This window comes from Streptomyces sp. NPDC056628, from assembly GCF_042792555.1.
Classification (GTDB): Bacteria; Actinomycetota; Actinomycetes; order Streptomycetales; family Streptomycetaceae; genus Streptomyces.
In genome coordinates this window covers 151,851-167,802 of record NZ_JBHTWG010000004.1, presented here as the reverse complement: position 1 = coordinate 167,802, position 15,952 = coordinate 151,851, and the positions used below count along the sequence as shown (strand labels likewise).

At 68.5% G+C, this 15,952-nt stretch carries 14 protein-coding genes; 8 read left to right on the top strand and 6 right to left on the bottom strand.

What is annotated here, in order from left to right:
• Positions 1–18: 18 nt before the first annotated feature.
• The 6 genes from gyrB to dnaA form a co-directional block, all read right to left on the bottom strand.
• On the bottom strand, positions 19–2,079 hold the full coding sequence (gyrB, locus tag ACFRAC_RS08350; protein ID WP_382922394.1) for a DNA topoisomerase (ATP-hydrolyzing) subunit B: 2,061 nt from the start codon (positions 2,077–2,079) through the stop codon (positions 19–21).
• A 506-nt stretch (positions 2,080–2,585) separates the two neighbouring features.
• Positions 2,586–3,155, bottom strand: a complete 570-nt coding sequence (locus tag ACFRAC_RS08345; RefSeq protein WP_382922392.1) for a DUF721 domain-containing protein — start codon at positions 3,153–3,155, stop codon at positions 2,586–2,588.
• Positions 3,152–4,273 (bottom strand): DNA replication/repair protein RecF, encoded by a 1,122-nt coding sequence (recF, locus tag ACFRAC_RS08340; RefSeq protein WP_382922390.1) that lies wholly within the window; start codon positions 4,271–4,273, stop codon positions 3,152–3,154. Before recF ends, ACFRAC_RS08345 begins: the two co-directional genes overlap by 4 nt.
• 133 nt (positions 4,274–4,406) lie before the next feature.
• Positions 4,407–5,282, bottom strand: coding sequence for a phosphogluconate dehydrogenase (NAD(+)-dependent, decarboxylating) (gnd, locus tag ACFRAC_RS08335; RefSeq protein ID WP_382922388.1), 876 nt, complete (start codon positions 5,280–5,282; stop codon positions 4,407–4,409).
• A gap of 177 nt (positions 5,283–5,459) precedes the next feature.
• Positions 5,460–6,590: a DNA polymerase III subunit beta gene (gene dnaN, locus ACFRAC_RS08330; protein ID WP_062665940.1), complete on the bottom strand. Its 1,131-nt coding sequence runs from the start codon at positions 6,588–6,590 to the stop codon at positions 5,460–5,462.
• A gap of 901 nt (positions 6,591–7,491) precedes the next feature.
• A complete protein-coding gene (dnaA, locus tag ACFRAC_RS08325; protein WP_382922386.1) occupies positions 7,492–9,444 on the bottom strand; it encodes a chromosomal replication initiator protein DnaA in 1,953 nt (650 codons plus the stop codon).
• Positions 9,445–9,827: 383 nt separating this feature from the next.
• Between dnaA and rpmH the strand changes: the two genes are divergently transcribed.
• The 8 genes from rpmH (at position 9,828) to ACFRAC_RS08285 (ending at position 15,807) form a co-directional block, all read left to right on the top strand.
• On the top strand, positions 9,828–9,965 hold the full coding sequence (rpmH, locus tag ACFRAC_RS08320) for a 50S ribosomal protein L34 (protein ID WP_003956500.1): 138 nt from the start codon (positions 9,828–9,830) through the stop codon (positions 9,963–9,965).
• Between the two features lie 21 nt (positions 9,966–9,986).
• Positions 9,987–10,358 (top strand): ribonuclease P protein component, encoded by a 372-nt coding sequence (rnpA, locus tag ACFRAC_RS08315; protein ID WP_382922384.1) that lies wholly within the window; start codon positions 9,987–9,989, stop codon positions 10,356–10,358.
• Positions 10,355–10,708, top strand: coding sequence for a membrane protein insertion efficiency factor YidD (gene yidD / locus ACFRAC_RS08310; RefSeq protein WP_055621059.1), 354 nt, complete (start codon positions 10,355–10,357; stop codon positions 10,706–10,708). The genes rnpA and yidD overlap by 4 nt, the downstream gene beginning before the upstream one ends.
• A gap of 3 nt (positions 10,709–10,711) precedes the next feature.
• Positions 10,712–11,977: a membrane protein insertase YidC gene (yidC, locus tag ACFRAC_RS08305; protein WP_382922382.1), complete on the top strand. Its 1,266-nt coding sequence runs from the start codon at positions 10,712–10,714 to the stop codon at positions 11,975–11,977.
• A gap of 15 nt (positions 11,978–11,992) precedes the next feature.
• Positions 11,993–12,505, top strand: a complete 513-nt coding sequence (locus ACFRAC_RS08300; RefSeq protein WP_382922380.1) for a protein jag — start codon at positions 11,993–11,995, stop codon at positions 12,503–12,505.
• A 119-nt stretch (positions 12,506–12,624) separates the two neighbouring features.
• Positions 12,625–13,341, top strand: coding sequence for a 16S rRNA (guanine(527)-N(7))-methyltransferase RsmG (gene rsmG, locus ACFRAC_RS08295; protein WP_382922378.1), 717 nt, complete (start codon positions 12,625–12,627; stop codon positions 13,339–13,341).
• Positions 13,342–13,639: 298 nt separating this feature from the next.
• Positions 13,640–14,713, top strand: a complete 1,074-nt coding sequence (locus ACFRAC_RS08290) for a ParA family protein (protein ID WP_382922709.1) — start codon at positions 13,640–13,642, stop codon at positions 14,711–14,713.
• Positions 14,710–15,807, top strand: coding sequence for a ParB/RepB/Spo0J family partition protein (locus ACFRAC_RS08285; RefSeq protein WP_382922376.1), 1,098 nt, complete (start codon positions 14,710–14,712; stop codon positions 15,805–15,807). The genes ACFRAC_RS08290 and ACFRAC_RS08285 overlap by 4 nt, the downstream gene beginning before the upstream one ends.
• Positions 15,808–15,952 lie beyond the last annotated feature (145 nt).

The following is a 15,952-nucleotide window of genomic DNA, read 5'->3' as shown; positions in this document are numbered from 1 at the left end:
CGGTCAGCTGAGACCGACTCAGATGTCGAGGAAGCGGACGTCCTTGGCGTTTCGCTGGATGAACTGGCGGCGGGCCTCGACGTCCTCGCCCATCAGGACCGAGAACAGGTCGTCGGCCTGGGCGGCGTCGTCGAGGGTGACCTGGCCGAGGACGCGGTGCTCCTGGTCCATGGTCGTGATGCGCAGCTCCTCGGCGTTCATCTCGCCGAGACCCTTGAAGCGCTGGATCGAGTCCTCCCTGATGCGCTTGCCGCGCTGGCGGCCCATCTCGATCAGCGCGTCGCGCTCGCGGTCGGAGTAGGCGTACTCCACCTCGTCCCGGCCCCACTTGATCTTGTAGAGCGGCGGACGCGACAGGAAGACGTGCCCGGCCTCGACCAGCGGACGCATGAAGCGGAACAGGAACGTCAGCAGCAGGGTGTTGATGTGCTGGCCGTCGACGTCGGCGTCCGCCATCAGGATGATCTTGTGATAGCGCAGCTTCGCGATGTCGAAGTCCTCGTGCACACCCGTGCCGAAGGCCGAGATCAGCGCCTGGATCTCCTGGTTCTGCAGGATCTTGTCGATCCGCGCCTTCTCGACGTTGAGGATCTTGCCGCGGATCGGGAGGATCGCCTGGTACTCGGGGTTGCGGCCGGACTTGGCCGAGCCGCCGGCGGAGTCACCCTCGACGATGAAGATCTCGCACTTGATGGGGTCGTTCGACTGGCAGTCGGAGAGCTTGCCCGGCAGGGACGCGGTCTCCAGCAGGCCCTTGCGGCGGGTCAGATCGCGCGCCTTGCGGGCGGCCACGCGCGCGGTGGCGGCCTGGATGCCCTTGCGGATGATGTCCCCGGCCTCGTTCGGGTTGCGGTCCAGCCAGTCCGCCAGGTGCTCGTAGACGACCTTCTGGACGAAGGTCTTCACCTCGGTGTTGCCCAGCTTCGTCTTGGTCTGGCCCTCGAACTGAGGCTCGCTCAGCTTGACCGAGATGATCGCCGTCAGACCCTCGCGGATGTCGTCGCCCGTGAGGTTGTCGTCCTTGTCGCGCAGCAGCTTCTTGTCGCGCGCGTACTTGTTGATCAGCGAGGTCAGCGCGGCGCGGAAGCCCTCTTCGTGGGTACCGCCCTCGTGCGTGTGGATGATGTTGGCGAAGGAGTAGACGCCCTCGGTGTAGCTGCTGTTCCACTGCATCGCGACCTCAAGGGACAGGTGCTTGTCCTTGTCCTCGGCCTCCAGGTCGATGACGGTGGGGTGCACCACGTCCCCCTTGCGGGAGTTGAGGTACTTCACGAAGTCGACGATTCCGCCCTCGTAGCGGTAGTCGACCGACTTGACCTCGGCCTTCTCGTCGGCGCCCGCCTCGTCCGCGCCGGAGGTCGCCTTCGCCGACTCGCGCTCGTCGGTGAGCCGGATCCGCAGGCCCTTGTTGAGGAACGCCATCTCCTGGAAGCGCCGCGAGAGCGTCTCGAAGGAGTACTCGGTGGTCTCGAAGATGTCCGGGTCGGCCCAGAAGGTGACCGAGGTGCCGTGCTCCTCCGTCGCCTCGTGCCGGGCGAGCGGGGCGGTCGGGACGCCGAGCTTGTAGTCCTGCGTCCAGCGGTAGCCGTCGGTCTTGACCTCGACGGCGACCTTGGTGGACAGGGCGTTCACCACGGACACGCCGACGCCGTGCAGACCGCCGGAGACCGCGTAGCCACCGCCGCCGAACTTGCCGCCCGCGTGCAGCACGGTCAGGACGACCTCGACGGCCGGCTTGCCCTCGGACGGGACGATGCCCACCGGGATGCCGCGGCCGTTGTCGACGACGCGGACGCCGCCGTCGGGGAGGATCGTCACGTCGATCGTGTCCGCGTAACCGGCCAGGGCCTCGTCGACGGAGTTGTCGACGACCTCCTGCACGAGGTGGTGCAGTCCGCGCTCGCCGGTCGAACCGATGTACATACCGGGTCGCTTGCGAACGGCGTCCAGGCCTTCGAGGACGGTGATGGCGCTGGCGTCGTACGAAGAGGTGACCTCGGCGCTCGACGAAGCGCCCGCGCCGTCGGCGCCGGCGTCGGTGGACGGAATGTTCTCGTTGGGGTTGCCGGAATCGGCCACGAAGCGCCCTTTCTGGCACAGCACGAGCCAAGCTCGTCGGCGGGTTGCCGGAGCGGCTGCGGCATGTTGCGTTGGTAAGCCTTGATCAGCGTTGCTCAGCGTGTCCCGGACGGTCCCCACGACTGGGGCGGGATTGTCTTCCAGTCTACCGGTAGCGCTGACAGTGATGGGGGTTTGCCGGTACCTGAGTCCGCATGTGCCGCCCTGAACCCGGCTCGGAGGACTCCCGATATAGGGAAGGGGGCTCCAAGAGGCTCACAGCGGCACTCAGCGCTTCGAGCCGTCAACCCTTGGCTACTTCGGAGTCCCCTCGCGATTCGCAACCGCGTGCGGTTGTACGACGAACGCCTCGCGCACGTCGATCCGGGGCCGGAGAGAGACACTGATGTGATGTCTGTCACCTGCGTCCGATGGGGCCGCGGAGACGCCTGTGCCGACTGATTCGGGCGCTTTTTCGGCCGGGGCGGGGCTGCGGAGACAGCGCCCGGGACCGGTGCCGAACGGGCTCAGCCGTAAGTGTCGCCCGGGCCCGTGCTGCCGGGCGCGCGCAGCGGGCCGTAGCGGCGGGCGGGACCGCCGGGGCCCTGCACCTTGATCTGCCGGACGGACCCGTGACCCAGGTCCTCGTTGAGCCTGGCGACCAGCGTCGGCGCGAGCAGCCGCAGGTTCGTCGCCCAGGCCGTGGAGTCGCAGCGCACGACCAGGATCCGCTCGTCCTCGTCGTACCGCTCCGGTACGCAGTGCTTGGCCACGTCCTCGCCGACGATCTCCGGCCAGCGGCCCATCACGCCCCCCACGGCCGCCGGGGTCTCCCAACCGCGTTCGGTGATCAGGCGGTTGATGGCCGCGCCGAGCGCCAAGGGGTCGCGTCCGTCGGCCCGCGCGCCGGAGCGCAGGCCTCCGCCGCGCCGGGCCTGCTTCTTCTGGTGTGCCGCGTCCCCACGCGCGCGTGCCTGCTCCTTGGCCGCCCGCAGCGCCACGCGCGCGAGGTCGACCCCGGAGGGCTCGGGCGTCCTGGCGGCCTCCCCAGGTGTTCCAGGGGAGGCGGGAGGGTTCTCGGACGGCTGGTCGCTCATACGCGCTCCACCGCCCCCTCGGACACGGCGTACCGCGCCCCGGTCAGGACCTGCGGTACGTCGTCGTCGACCGCGGCGGTCACCAGGACCTGTTCGCCGGGCGCGACCAGCTCGGCCAGGCGCTCGCGGCGCCGGCTGTCCAGCTCGGCGAAGACGTCGTCGAGGACCAGCACCGGCTCGTTGCCCTCGGCGCGCAGCAGGTCGTAGGAGGCCAGACGCAGAGCCAGCGCGTACGACCAGGACTCGCCGTGCGAGGCGTATCCCTTGGCGGGCAGCTGGCCCAGCTTGAGCAGCAGGTCGTCGCGGTGCGGGCCGACGAGGGTGACGCCTCGTTCGATCTCCTGCTTGCGCGCCTCGGCCAGCGCCGCCATCAGCTGTTCGAACAGGTCCTCACGCGTGTGTGCCTCGCCGGGCGCGGACGGCTTGTAGTCCAGGGCGACGGGACCGCCGCCGGGGGCCAGCTGTTCGTACGCCTTGTCGGCCAGCGGCTGGATCGCGGCGATCAGGTCGAGGCGCTGGGCGAGCAGCTCCGCGCCCACGCGGGCGAGGTGCTGGTCCCAGACGTCGAGGGTGGACAGGTCCATGGACCGGCCGCCGTGCCGGCGGGCCAGCGCGGAGGACTTCAGCAGGGTGTTGCGCTGCTTGAGCACGCGCTCGTAGTCGGAGCGCACGCCCGCCATGCGCGGGGAGCGGGCGGTGATCAGCTCGTCGAGGAACCGCCGGCGCTCGCCGGGGTCGCCCTTGACCAGCGCCAGGTCCTCCGGGGCGAACAGCACGGTCCGGACGATGCCGAGCACGTCACGCGGTCTGACCTGCGACGATCTATTGATGCGGGCGCGGTTGGCCTTGCCTGGATTGAGCTCCAGCTCGACCAGCTGGGTGCGCTCGCCCTGCCGTACCTGGGCGCGGACGATCGCGCGCTCGGCGCCCATGCGCACGAGCGGCGCGTCGGAGGCGACGCGGTGGCTGCCGAGGGTGGCGAGGTAGCCGACGGCCTCGACGAGGTTCGTCTTGCCCTGCCCATTGGGGCCGACGAACGCGGTGACGCCCGGGTCGAGCGGGACCTCGACCCGGGCGTACGAGCGGAAGTCGGCCAGCGAAAGATGCGTGACGTGCATGGTCGTTCGCCGACCTCCCCCAACGTGTGGTTCAACCGTCCCCAGCTGTGGACAACCGGGGTTGTCCAGGGTGCCAGATCGGCTTCCCCGGACGGTGCACCGCCTGCGGCCGCGGCCACAGGCGGAGTGTGGATTACTTCTTCTCCACCGCGTGCCCGCCGAACTGGTTCCGCAGGGCCGCGATCATCTTCATCTGCGGCGAGTCGTCCTGCCGCGAGGCGAAGCGCGCGAACAGCGAGGCCGTGATCGCGGGCAGCGGCACGGCGTGGTCGATCGCGGCTTCCACAGTCCAGCGTCCCTCTCCGGAGTCCTGCGCGTAACCCCGGAGCCCCTCCAGGTGCTCGTCCTCGTCGAGGGCGTTCACCGCGAGGTCCAGCAGCCAGGAGCGGATGACCGTGCCCTCCTGCCAGGAGCGGAAGACCTCCCGGACGTCGGTCACGGAGTCCACCTTCTCCAGCAGCTCCCAGCCCTCGGCGTAGGCCTGCATCATGGCGTACTCGATGCCGTTGTGGACCATCTTCGCGAAGTGGCCCGCGCCGGCCTTGCCGGCGTGCACCGAGCCGAAGTCGCCCTCGGGCTTGAGGGCGTCGAAGATCGGCTGCACCTTGGCGACGTCCTCGTCGGAGCCGCCGTACATCAGCGCGTAGCCGTTCTCCAGGCCCCAGACGCCGCCGGAGACACCGCAGTCGACGAAACCTATGCCCTTGGCCGCCAACTGCTCGGCGTGCTGCTCGTCGTCCGTCCAGCGGGAGTTGCCGCCGTCCACCACGACGTCACCGGGCTCCAGCAGCTCGGCCAGCTCGTCGATGGTCGACTGGGTCGGGGCACCCGCCGGGACCATCACCCAGACCACGCGCGGGCCGGGGAGCTTGCCCACAAGCTCTTCCAGGCTGTGGACGTCCGCGAGGTCAGCGTTGCGGTCGTATCCGACGACGGTGTGGCCCGCGCGACGGATCCGCTCGCGCATGTTGCCGCCCATCTTGCCGAGGCCGACGAGACCGAGCTCCATCAGTTGTGTTCCTTCGGTTGCTGTGGCGTGTGAGGCACCTTCGTACCCGCGTACGAGCCTAAACCCGGACGTCCGCGCACAGCTGTGGGCATACGCGCTCATACGTACACCCTCATCTGGGACTTCCCACAGGCCGGGCGGCTTTCGTCCCCGGCCTGTGGACAACCGCGGTGACCGTCAGCCGCTCAGGCGCACCGGCATGATCAGGTACTTGTAGGCCTCGTCCGCCTCCGCGTCCAGGGCCGGCTTGCCGCTGAGCAGCGCGGGCTTGGTGGACGTGGTGAACGACAGCTGCGCCACCGGGGAGTCGATCGCGCTCAGGCCGTCCAGCAGGAAGGTCGGGTTGAAGGCGATCGAGATGTCGTCGCCCTCCAGCTGGGCGTCGACCCTTTCCACAGCCTGTGCGTCGTCGCTGGAACCGGCCTCCAGGATGAGCACGCCCTGCTCGAAGCTGAGCCGCACCGGGGTGTTCCGCTCGGCGACCAGGGCCACGCGCTTGACGGCCTCGACGAACGGCGCCGTCTCGATCACGGCGACCGAGTTGAACTCCGTCGGGAACAGCGTGCGGTACTTCGGGAGGTCGCCCTCCAGCAGACGGGTCGTCGTCCGGCGCCCGGCGCCCTCGAAACCGATCAGGCCCTCGCCCGCGCCGGAGCCGGAGAGCGCCAGGGTGACGCTGTCACCGCTGGTGAGCGCCTTGGCGGTGTCCAGGAGGGTCTTGGCCGGCACCAGGGCGACCGCGGAGGCCTCCGGGTTCTCCGGCTTCCACAGGAACTCGCGGACCGCGAAGCGGTAGCGGTCGGTGGAGGCCAGCGTGACCGTGTCGCCCTCGATCTCGATGCGCACACCGGTGAGGACGGGCAGCGTGTCGTCGCGACCGGCCGCGATGGCGACCTGGGCGGCGGCGGAGGCGAAGACCTCACCGGGGACGGTGCCGGTGGCGGTGGGCATCTGCGGCAGCGCCGGGTACTCCTCCACCGGCAGGGTGTGGAGGGTGAAGCGCGAGGAGCCGCAGACCACGGTCGCCCGTACACCGTCTGTGGAAATCTCCACCGGCCGGTTGGGGAGGGCGCGGCAGATGTCGGCGAGGAGACGGCCGGACACCAGGACGGTGCCCTCCTCCTCGACCTCGGCCTCCACACCCACCCGGGCGGAGACCTCGTAGTCGAAGCTGGACAGGCTCAGCTGACCGTCCTCGGCCTTCAGGAGGAGGCCGGCGAGGACAGGCGCCGGCGGACGGGCCGGGAGGCTGCGCGCCGCCCAGGCCACGGCCTCCGCGAGTACGTCGCGTTCCACCCGGATCTTCACTGTTGCCGCCTCCTGCTGTTGCCGGCGCTTCTCGGCCTGCCTGGCTTCGTCGTCTGTCTCGGTGTCGTCGGCCCCAGTGAGGGGAAGGACACCGGGAACAGTCTGACGCACCCCACTGACAGTAGGTGCCTCTCGGGGTCAAGTCGTGACGTGGGGCAGCCAGGGACCGGACAGCGAGTTGTGCACAGGGCCCTCTTCGAAACGAATTCCCAGCTCTCTCTAGTTGGGAGTAGTAGTAGGGCCTGTGGATACCGTGGATAACCTCGTTTGCCCAGCTCAGGGCGGAGATTTTGTCCACCGGGCCTGTGGGTGGAGGCCGTGGACAACCGGCCGCTTCTGTGGAGAACGGAAAGTTCTGCACACCCCGTGCACAGGACAGGGCGACTTCTCCCCAGCGCCGTCCCCAGCTTTACCCGCCTTTCCCACAGGGCAACCCGGCACCTTCGTGTGACGCCTTTCACTCGCCCCGGTGAGGAGCCGCGTCGCGTTGCCGAACAGTGGACAGCGGTGTGGAGAAGCTGCGGATCACTGGGGACAACCGGCTCCAGGCTGTGGGTTGCCCGTGGACAAGTTCGTGCACAGCCTGTGGATCTCTTCGTCGTCCACAGTCTGTGGAGATCGTTCGTCCACGAATCCACAACCGGTTGACCTGGTCTGATGGTCCTTCGACAGGCCGGCCTGTGGACGCAGTCTGGACAACTTTCCGGTCCCCAGGGTGTGGACGCGAGAAAGTCGCCGAATCTGTGGAGGAAGACCGTAACCCGGCAGCTAATCGAACAGCCGTCGTCGAAGGACACCGTGCGGGAGAGAGCGCCGGACATGACGAAGGGCGCCTCCGGATCTCTCCGGAGGCGCCCTCGACGGTGTGCGGCCGGTCCCCGACGTGCCGGAGGCGGGTCCGTCAGCCGTTCTTGATGCGGTTGGTGAGCTCGGTGACCTGGTTGTAGATGGAGCGCCGCTCGGCCATCAGATTGCGGATCTTGCGATCGGCGTGCATCACCGTGGTGTGGTCACGGCCGCCGAACAGCGCGCCGATCTTCGGCAGCGACAGGTCCGTCAGCTCGCGGCACAGGTACATGGCGATCTGGCGGGCCGTGACGAGCGCCCGCCCGCGCGAGGTGCCGCACAGGTCCTCGACGGTGAGGCCGAAGTAGTCGGCGGTGGCACCCATGATCGCCGTGGAGGTGATCTCCGGAGCCGAGTCCTCGCCGCCGGGGATCAGGTCCTTGAGGACGATCTCCGTCAGGCCCAGGTCGACCGGCTGCCGGTTGAGCGACGCGAACGCCGTCACCCGGATCAGCGCACCCTCCAGCTCGCGGATGTTGCGCGAGATACGGGAGGCGATGAACTCCAGCACCTCCGGCGGGGCGTTGAGCCGCTCCTGGACCGCCTTCTTGCGCAGGATCGCGATGCGCGTCTCCAGCTCGGGCGGCTGGACGTCGGTGATCAGACCCCACTCGAAGCGGTTGCGCAGCCGGTCCTCCAGGGTGACCAGCTGCTTGGGCGGCCGGTCGCTGGAGAGCACGATCTGCTTGTTCGCGTTGTGGAGCGTGTTGAAGGTGTGGAAGAACTCCTCCTGCGTCGACTCCTTGTCCGCGAGGAACTGGATGTCGTCGACGAGCAGGATGTCCATCTCGCGGTAGCGCTTGCGGAAGCTGTCGCCCTTGCCGTCGCGGATGGAGTTGATGAACTCGTTGGTGAACTCCTCCGAGCTCACGTACCGCACGCGCGTGCCGGGGTAGAGACTGCGCGCGTAGTGCCCGATCGCGTGCAGCAGGTGCGTCTTGCCGAGCCCCGACTCCCCGTAGATGAAGAGGGGGTTGTACGCCTTCGCGGGCGCCTCGGCGACGGCCACCGCGGCCGCGTGCGCGAAGCGGTTGGACGCGCCGATGACGAAGGTGTCGAAGAGGTACTTCGGGTTCAGCCGCGCGGTGGGTTCACCCGGGCCGGACGCCGGCGCGGGCTGCGCGGCGAGCGGACCGGGGGCGCCGGAGGCCGGAAGGTTCGAACCGACCGGCCCGCCGCGGTGCACATGACCGGAGCCCGGCGGCGGATCGGGCAGCTCGCGGCGCGGACCGCGGTCGTACTCCGAACGCGGCTGGTCGTAGTCCGGGCGCTGCTGCTCGTACTCGGGCCGCGGCTTGTCGTAGTCCGGCCGCTGCTGCTCGTAGTCGGAGCGGCGCTGGTCGCGGTCGGGGCGGTTCCCGTCGTACGACGACCGGTCCACCGGCTGCGGGCGGTAGTCCTGGGACGGGGAACCGTAGGAGTCCTGCCCGTAGGAGTCCTGCCCGTAGGAGTCCTGGCCGTACGACTCCTGCGGCGAGGCGTACGGGTCCCGCTCGGGGAAGCCGAAGCGCTGCTGCTGCCAGCCGTACTCGTCCTGGGACGGGCGCGGCCAGCTGCCCGGCGCGGGCTCCGAGCGCTGGTACTCGCCGGGGTAGGCCGGGCGCGCGGTCGGCAGCGGGTCGGACATGTGGTCGTCGGCGCGGTGCCGGCCGTAGCCCTCGTACGACGGGAGCTCCGGCTCCTCGTAGCGGGGCTTGGGCGACGAGGGCGCGGGCGGGGCCGGGGGCTCGCCCGCCGAGTCGTCGACGGTGATCGCGATGCGGATCGGGCGGCCGCACTCACGGGTCAGGGTCTCGCTGACGACCGGGGCCAGCCGGCCCTCCAGTACGCCCTTCGCGAATTCGTTCGGCACGGCGAGCAGTGCGGTGTCGGCGACCAGGGCGAGGGGCTGGCAGCGCCGGATCCAGTGCTCGTCCTTCGCCTCCACACCCTGCACCCGGCCCTCACCGAGGAGCTGCTCGAGTACTCGTGGCCACACTGCGGCAAGATCGGCAGGTACGTCAGCCACAGGGCACGCTCTCTCACGGGTCCCACGAACGTGTGATTGTGGGACGGGTCGGGATTCAATCGGGTGGAGTCAGAATCGGGGGGGACAAGGGAACGAATCGGAGTTCCGTCACGGTAGTCAGCGCGACGGGTACGGTTCAAGTCGTTGTCCCCAGCCTGTGGATAGTGTCCCTCAGTCGCGGCTGGTTTGACCGGATGGCGTAGCCGCGCGTACCGTAACCAGGTCGAGTTGTCGATGGCTGCTGCCGCCTGCCTCCGATGGGCACAGGTCACGTCAGGTGATCGGATAGCGGTGCACTCGGGCGTAACTGCGAGCTACTCGTGGGCGCACGGTGACAGCCAGGACGGCACCCGCCACCACCGATTTATTACTGGAGCCCCCGAGTGAGCAAGCGCACCTTCCAGCCGAACAACCGTCGTCGCGCGAAGACCCACGGCTTCCGGCTGCGTATGCGCACCCGTGCCGGCCGCGCGATCCTCGCGTCCCGCCGTAGCAAGGGTCGCGCCCGTCTGTCCGCCTGATCCCGGTCAGGTCATGCCGTCGTGCTGCCCACCGAGAACCGGCTGAGGCGGCGCGAGGACTTCGCGACCGCGGTACGACGAGGGCGCCGGGCAGGACGCCCGCACCTCGTCGTCCATCTTCGTAGCGGTGCCACGGACCCGCATGCGCCTGGGGAGAGCGCTCCCCCGGCGCGTGCGGGTTTCGTCGTGAGCAAAGCCGTGGGTGGTGCAGTCGTGCGGAACAAGGTGAAGCGCAGGCTTCGCCATCTCATGCGCGATCGAGTCGACCAGCTGCCCCCCGGTAGCCTGGTAGTCGTACGAGCGCTACCCGGTTCGGGTGACGCCGAGCATGCACAGCTGGCCCGAGACCTGGACGCCGCTCTGCAGCGGCTCCTGGGAGGGGGCACGCGATGAAGTACCCACTGCTGGCTCTGATCAAGCTGTACCAGTGGACGATCAGTCCGCTGCTGGGACCGGTGTGCAAGTACTACCCGTCGTGTTCCCACTACGGCTACACGGCCATCGACCGGCACGGTGCGATCAAGGGCACGGCGCTCACCGCCTGGCGCATCCTGCGATGCAACCCGTGGTCACTGGGCGGTGTGGACCATGTCCCGCCGCGCAAGCGGCCGCGGTGGCACGAGCTGTTGCGCAACGCATGGCGCGCACGCAAGGGCGGGCCCTCCGCCGCCGAAACGGCCATTGAAGAGAATGTTCCTTCGAGCCCGGCCGCAGAGACCTCGCCCCATGCCCAAGGAGCATGATTAGTGGACACGATTGCCAGCCTCTTCAGCTTCATCACGACACCCGTCTCATGGGTCATCGTCCAGTTCCACTCGGTGTACGGCGCCCTCTTCGGTGAGGACACCGGGTGGGCCTGGGGCCTGTCCATCGTGTCCCTGGTGATCCTGATCCGTATCTGCCTGATCCCGCTCTTCGTGAAGCAGATCAAGGCGACCCGGGCCATGCAGACGCTCCAGCCCGAGATGAAGAAGATCCAGGAGCGCTACAAGAACGACAAGCAGCGTCAGTCCGAAGAGATGATGAAGCTGTACAAGGAGACGGGCACCAACCCGCTCTCCTCGTGCCTTCCCATCCTGGCGCAGTCGCCGTTCTTCTTCGCCCTGTACCACGTGCTCAACGGCATCGCGACGGGCAAGACGATCGGCGTCATCAACGACGATCTGCTCGCCAGCGCCCGTAAGGCGCACATCTTCGGTGCCCCGCTCGCCGCGAAGTTCACGGACAGCGCGGACAAGGTCTCCCAGCTCGGCGCCACGCTGGTGGACGTCCGGGTCGTCACCGCGGTCATGATCGTCCTGATGTCGGCGTCGCAGTTCTACACGCAGCGCCAGCTGATGACCAAGAACGTCGACACCACGGTGAAGACGCCGTTCATGCAGCAGCAGAAGATGCTCATGTACGTCTTCCCGGTCATGTTCGCCGTCTTCGGCATCAACTTCCCGGTCGGTGTCCTCGTCTACTGGCTGACCACCAACGTGTGGACCATGGGCCAGCAGATGTACGTCATCCACAACAACCCGACCCCGGGTTCCAAGGCCCAGGCCGCCTACCTGGACCGCCTGACCAAGCGCGTCACGCAGCACGGCAAGGTTCGCGGGCGCGGTGAGAAGGCCATCGTCAAGGCGATCGTCGCCAAGGGCCGTGACCGCAACGAGCACGAGCGCAAGTTCATCAACGGTCTCTCCAAGGCGAACCTCGCGGCGCAGCCCGACGGCACCGTGATCAACAGCGAGGGCGCCGTCGCCACCGTGACCGAGGACGGCACCCAGGCCGGTGGTGCTCCCCGGCGCCAGCAGCCCAAGCGGCAGAGCAAATCGCAGCGCCAGTCGGGCGCCCAGAAGCACTCTGACGAGCCGACGTCCCTGCAGAAGTCCGACGAGCCTGAGGACGCCAAGCCCGCCGCGGCCAAGAAGCCCGCGCCGAAGTCCGCGGGCCAGGGTCGCAGCAAGGCCCAGTCCGGGCAACGCAAGGGCGGTCCGCAGCGCCCCAAGTCCCCGTCCAAGAAGTAAGAAGGAGCCCATCCCGTGACGGAAGGCACCACCTCCGCCGCCGCCGAGGGTGCAGACACCCTGACCCGCCTGGAGCAGGAGGGCGAGATCGCGGCGGACTATCTCGAGGGTCTGCTGGACATCGCCGATCTCGACGGCGACATCGACATGGACGTCGAGGCCGACCGCGCCGCTGTGTCGATCATCAGCGACGCCGGCGGCCGCGACCTGCAGAAGCTGGTCGGGCGTGACGGCGAGGTGCTGGAGGCGCTGCAGGAGCTCACGCGTCTCGCCGTGCACCGGGAGACCGGGGACCGCAGCCGGCTGATGCTGGACATCGCCGGCTACCGCGCCCAGAAGCGTGCCGAGCTCTCCGAGCTGGGCGCCAAAGCCGCTGCCGAGGTCAAGAGCAGCGGCGAGCCGGTCAAGCTGAAGCCGATGACGCCGTTCGAGCGCAAGGTCGTGCATGACGCGGTCAAGTCGGCGGGGTTGCGCAGCGAGTCCGAGGGCGAGGAGCCGCAGCGGTTCGTCGTCGTTCTGCCCGCCTGATCGGCCTTACGTTCTCCCGGCCCCGTCTGCCCGCAGGCGGGGCCGAACTTTGTCAGCGATAGTTCTCGTGGTTCTGGTCCGGCGCCTGGTGCGCCGCGCCGTACGGAAGGACGGTCCCCGTGACGGAGGCAGCGGAGCTTCCCCCCGCGCCCGAGCAGGCACGTGAGGTGTTCGGCGATCGCTTCGCGGATGCGGTCCGCTACGCCGAACTGCTCGCCGAGGCGGGTGTGCAGCGTGGCCTGATCGGGCCACGGGAGGTGCCTCGTCTGTGGGAGCGGCATCTCCTGAACTGCGCGGTGCTCTCCGAGGTCGTACCCGAGAACGTGACGGTGTGCGACGTGGGCTCGGGTGCCGGTCTCCCTGGTATCCCCCTGGCCCTGGTCCGGGAGGACCTGAAGATCACCCTGCTGGAGCCGCTGCTGCGGCGTACGACCTTTCTGACGGAGGTCGTGGAGCTGCTCGGGCTGGACCATGTGACCGTCGTGCGGGGTCGCGCCGAAGAGGTGATGGGGAAGCTGCAGCCGGTTCATGTCGTCACCGCGCGTGCCGTGGCCCCGCTGGACCGGCTGGCGACCTGGGGTATCCCTCTGCTGCGGCCCTACGGTGAGATGCTGGCCCTCAAGGGAGACACCGCGGAGGAGGAGCTGAAGAGCGCGGCCACTGCGCTGAGCAAGCTCGGTGCCGTGAACACGTCCATCCTCCATGTGGGTGAGGGTGTTGTGGATCCGCCGTCCACGGTCGTCCGGGTCGAGGTCGGGGAGAGCCCGGGCGGTGTGCGTTTCGCGGCGAAGCGCGCCAAGGCAGCCAGGACGGGGCGCACACGTCGGCGCCGCTGATCCGTCCTGACGACCAGACGTACGCCACACAAGCTGGCAAACCTACCCATGCCGGAGTGTCGCGACAGTTCGGCCTCGGTCGCTGTGCATCGTGTTTCACGTGAAACGTCGCTCACTGTTGCATGGCATCATCAGCCGCGGCCGCGCTGCTGCCGAACCTCGAGATCGGAAGCCTCTCGGTTCTCTCGGAGAGGGTGTTTCTGACAACATTTCGTCCCCCGCGAGGGGCACGGAGTTGTCCACAGAGGTGGATTTCTCCACAGAACACCAGGCCTCACTGGTTCACGACCCCGAAGACATGGGAGGCTCTGTTCATTGCGAGCCTGAAGTCGAGGAGAGTGAATCCTTGCGGTCCGACGCCAACATCGCGGGACCGATGACCGATCCGGTCCCCGGTCCCCGTACCGAGTCGATGGGGGAGGATGTTTCACGTGAAACACCGCCCCCGATGGACGACACTCCCATCGGTCGTGCTGCCCAATTGGCGGTGGAAGCTCTGGGCCGCGCCGGCGAGGGCCTGCCACGGCCCGAGCAGACCCGCGTCATGGTTGTCGCCAACCAGAAGGGCGGCGTAGGCAAGACGACCACCACGGTCAACCTTGCCGCGTCCCTGGCTCTGCATGGCGCCCGTGTGCTGGTCATCGACCTCGACCCGCAGGGCAACGCATCCACGGCCCTGGGAATCGACCATCACGCCGAAGTTCCCTCGATCTACGACGTATTGGTGGAGAGCAAGCCGCTGGCCGAAGTCGTCCAGCCGGTCCCCGACGTCGAGGGGCTCTTTTGTGCCCCGGCCACGATCGATCTCGCCGGTGCGGAGATCGAGCTGGTCTCGCTGGTGGCGCGGGAGAGCCGACTGGAGCGGGCCATCCAGGCGTATGAGCAGCCCCTGGACTACGTCCTCATCGACTGCCCGCCCTCGCTCGGCCTGCTGACGGTCAACGCACTGGTGGCTGGCCAGGAGGTCCTCATCCCGATCCAGTGCGAGTACTACGCGCTGGAGGGCTTGGGACAGCTCCTGCGTAACGTCGACCTGGTGCGGGGGCACCTCAACCCCGCCCTGCATGTCTCGACGATCCTGCTCACCATGTACGACGGCCGGACACGGCTGGCATCGCAGGTCGCGGACGAGGTGCGTAGCCACTTCGGCGAAGAGGTGCTGCGGACGAGCATTCCCCGCTCGGTCCGTATCTCCGAGGCGCCGAGCTACGGGCAGACGGTCCTGACCTACGATCCAGGATCGAGCGGTGCCCTGTCTTATCTTGAGGCGGCACGAGAAATCGCTCTGAGGGGCGTCGGTGTGAACTACGACCCGACGCAGGCTCATATCGGAGCCCAGAGCAACCCGAACATGGTGGAGGGGATCCAGTGAGCGAGCGACGGAGGGGGTTGGGTCGTGGTCTCGGCGCACTGATCCCTGCTGCACCGACCGAGAAGACCGTGCCCCCGCCGGCGCTGGGCGGCACTGCCGGCACGTCGCCGGTGGCTGTTCCGGTGCTGAGCGACCGCGGCGTGGCCGCGGCCAAGGTGGCGACACTCCCGCCTGTTTCACGTGAAACAGAGGAGCCGTCGGCGAACAACGCGGTCGAGACCCCCTCGGCTTCCATGGGCGCTCACTTCGCTGAGATCCCTCTCGACGAGATCACGCCGAACCCGCGCCAGCCGCGTGAGATCTTCGACGAGGACGCCCTGCAGGAGCTCGTCACCTCCATCCAGGAAGTCGGCCTCCTCCAGCCGATCGTCGTACGTCAGCTCGGGCCCTCCCGCTACGAGCTGATCATGGGAGAGCGGCGCTGGCGGGCCTGCCGCGAGGCCGGCCTCGAAGCGATCCCGGCGATCGTGCGAGCCACGGACGACGAGAAGCTTCTCCTGGACGCCCTCCTGGAGAACCTGCACCGCGCACAGCTGAACCCGATCGAAGAGGCAGCGGCTTACGACCAGCTGCTGAAGGACTTCAACTGCACGCACGATCAGCTGGCGGACCGCATCGGCCGGTCCCGCCCCCAGGTCTCCAACACCCTGCGTCTGCTGAAGCTGTCCCCCAAGGTCCAGAACCGGGTGGCGGCCGGAGTCCTCTCCGCCGGGCACGCCCGGGCCCTGCTTTCGGTCGATGACCCGGAGGAGCAGGAGCGCCTCGCCTACCGCGTGGTGGCCGAAGGGCTCTCCGTCCGGTCCGTCGAGGAGATCGTGACGCTGATGGGCTCGCGCCCGCAGAAGGCGCCGCGCTCGAAGGGGCCGCGGGCGGGATCGGTGCCCTCGCCGGCGCTGTCCGACCTCGCTACCCGGCTCTCGGATCGTTTCGAGACGCGGGTCAAGGTCGAGCTGGGACAGAAGAAGGGCAAGATCACCGTCGAGTTCGCCTCTCCCGAGGACCTCGAGCGGATCCTCAGCACGCTGGCTCCGGGGGAGAAGCTCGCACTCCAGAAGAGCCTCCTCGGCGACGACGCCGAGGACGCCGAGAGTTGAGCCCAGGGCGACTCTGATCAGGTCGCTGATCGGGTTCTTCGGTCGTGAGTGCGGGTCGTGGGGGGGGGGGGGGGGGCCGCCCCCCGCGGCGGGGGGTTTTTGGTTGTGGGGGGTGAGGGAGGAGGGGTAGAAGTGGGGGGGGGTA